Origin of the sequence: Stenotrophomonas sp. TWI809 (assembly GCF_039673205.1) — a bacterium.
GTDB lineage: Bacteria > Pseudomonadota > Gammaproteobacteria > Xanthomonadales > Xanthomonadaceae > Stenotrophomonas.
In genome coordinates this window covers 1-2,799 of sequence record NZ_JBDJLE010000050.1, presented here as the reverse complement: position 1 = coordinate 2,799, position 2,799 = coordinate 1, and the positions used below count along the sequence as shown (strand labels likewise).

The window sequence follows — 2,799 nt, the reverse complement described above, 5'->3', positions numbered from 1 at the left end:
GGTGGGGTTGGGGTGGCCCCACCCCCGGGGGGGGGTTTTCGTTGGCCCCCCCCACGGGGGGCCCCCGGCGGCTTCCGGGCGGGGGGCCGGTACGCGACGATCAGTACTTCTGTTTCTGGCGCTTGGCCGGCTGGCCGCGCGGCGGCAGCTCGGGCAGCGAATCGTCCTTTTCTTCCACCAGGCGGAAGTCGATCTTGCGCTCTTCCATGCTGGCCTTGAGCACCAGGATCCGCACGCGGTCACCGAGGCGGTAGATCTTGCCGCGGCGTTCGCCGTTGAGCGTTTTGCGCACCGCGTCGAACTGGTAGTAGTCGTGCGGCAGCTGGGTCACGTGGACCAGGCCGTTGACCTTGGATTCGTCCAGTTCCACGAACAGGCCGAAGCTCGTCACGCCACTGATCACGCCCTCGAACTGGCCGCCAACGTGCTTTTCCATCCACGCGGCGCGGTAACGCTCGTCGACTTCACGCTCGGCTTCATCGGCGCGGCGCGCCCGCTCGGAGCACTGCAGGGCCAGCGCGGCCATCTCACGCGGCGAATAGGTGAACTTCTCCGGCGCGGCTCCGCTGAGCGCGTGCTTGATCGCACGGTGCACCAGCAGATCGGGGTAACGACGGATCGGCGAGGTGAAGTGGGCGTACGCATCCAGCGCCAGGCCGAAGTGGCCCAGGTTGTCCGGCGAGTACACCGCCAGGCTCTGGCTGCGCAGCAGCACCGATTCCAGCAGCGCTGCGTCCGGGCGATCGCGCACTTTCTTCAGCAGCTTGGTGAAATCGGCCGGCTGCACCTTCGACCACGGCGGCAGGCTCAGCTTGAATTCCTTCAGGAACTCGAGCAGATCGGCGTACTTGGATTCCGGCGGACGCTCATGGTCACGGAACGGCGCCGGCACCTGCTTGGCCAGCAGGTAGCGCGCCGCCTGCACATTGGCCGCGATCATGCATTCTTCGATCAGCTTGTGCGCATCGTTGCGCACCATCATCCCGGCCTGGGTGACTTCGCCGGTGTTGTCCAGCACGAAGCGCACTTCGGAGGTTTCAAATTCGATCGCACCGCGGCGGGTACGCGCCTTGGCCAGCACGTGATACAGCTGGTACAGGCGATCCACCTGCGGCATCAGCGGACCGATCGCCTTGCGCGCGGCCGGGTCGTTCTCGCCCACCGCTTCCCAGACCTGGTTGTAGGTCAGGCGCGCATGCGAATTCATCACCGCTTCGTAGAAGCGCGAATGGATGACCTCGCCTTCGCGGTTCACCTGCATGTCGCAGACGAAGCACATGCGGTCAACCTTGGGCATCAGCGAGCAGATGCCGTTGGACAGCGTTTCCGGCAGCATCGGCACCACGAACCCGGGGAAGTAGACCGAGGTCGCGCGCTTCTGCGCTTCATTGTCCAGCGGCGTACCGGGACGCACGTAATTGGAGACGTCGGCGATCGCCACGACCAGGCGGAAGCCTTCGGCATTGGGTTCGCAGTAGACCGCGTCGTCGAAGTCCTTGGCATCCTCGCCATCGATGGTGACCAGCGGCGTGTTGCGCAGGTCCTCGCGGTGGCCGATCTGTTCCGGGGTGACCACCATCGGCACCGCGGTGGCTTCAGCCAGCACTTCGGCCGGGAACTCGAACGGCAGCTCATGGCCGTGGATGGCGGTTTCCACCACCAGCGAGGCCGTCAGCTTGTCGCCGAGCACGGCGATGATGCGGCCGATCGGCGGGCGGCGGGTGTCCGGCGCCTGGGTCAGCTCGCAGACCACCAGCTGGCCATCGCGGGCATCGCCGGTCTGGTCGGGCGGGATCTGTACGTTGCGCTGCACGCGCTTGTCGTCGGGCACCACGTAGTTGATGCCGAACTCGACGCTGAAGCGACCGATCAGGCGGCTCATGCCACGCTCAAGCACGCGCGAGATGCTCGCCTCGCGACGGCCACGACGATCGATGCCGGTCACGTTGACCAGCACGCGGTCACCATGCAGCACCTTGCGCATTTCGAACGGCGGCAGGAACAGATCGTCGCCACCTTCGACCGGGCGCAGGAAGCCGAACCCTTCCGGGTTGGCGATCACCACGCCGGTGATCAGGTTGACGGCCTGCAGCGGCGCGAAACCGCCACGGCGGTTCTGCACCAGCTGGCCGTCACGGCACATCGCGCCCAGGCGCTTGCCCAGCGCATCGGCACGGTCCGGCTCGGTCAGGCCGAGATGGATGGCGATCTCTTCGGCGGTCTGCGGGCCATCGCAGCGGTCGAGCAGCTGCAGGATCGCCTCACGGCTGGCGATCGGCTGCGCATAGCGCTCGGCCTCCCGGGCGGCGAAGGGGTCCACCTGGACCTCACCGTCGAGCGGGGTCGGATGCGGGCGGCGGCGGGTCGGGATCGGCCCGGCATGCGCAGGCTTGGGCCCGCGCTTGTTGCCACGCGGCGGCTCAGCGGTGTTCAGGGATTCGGGCATCCAGGGTGGCAGCTTGCCGGCTTTCTTGGCGGCAGCGCGGGGCTTGCCCGACGGACCGGCTGCCTTCTTGGGCGCCGGGGACTTGGGGGCTTTCGCGCCCTGGGTCGGTTTCTTTGGTTTCATTGACCTCAATAGTAACCGCTGTGCGTGTGCAGAACCGGTCAGCGGCGCTCCTGTGCAGGATTGTGAAGAAATTTCACAAAACCGTTGACAAGCCTCACGGACATGCCCAGAATTCGCCCCCTGAGTCGCCCAGGTGGCGGAATTGGTAGACGCACTAGCTTCAGGTGCTAGCGGGGGCAACTTCGTGGAGGTTCGAGTCCTCTCCTGGGCACCATGACTCAGAAAATGAT

1 protein-coding gene and 1 tRNA gene are annotated in these 2,799 nt (G+C 66.2%); one reads left to right on the top strand and one right to left on the bottom strand.

Annotation, left to right across the window (positions count from 1 at the left end; genetic code table 11):
- Positions 1-100 precede the first annotated feature (100 nt).
- Positions 101-2,446: a ribonuclease R gene (gene rnr / locus ABE472_RS18795; RefSeq protein ID WP_260232222.1), complete on the bottom strand. Its 2,346-nt coding sequence runs from the start codon at positions 2,444-2,446 to the stop codon at positions 101-103.
- A gap of 250 nt (positions 2,447-2,696) precedes the next feature.
- Here rnr and ABE472_RS18790 point away from each other — a divergent pair.
- Positions 2,697-2,783: transfer RNA gene (locus tag ABE472_RS18790), tRNA-Leu, on the top strand.
- Positions 2,784-2,799: the final 16 nt, after the last annotated feature.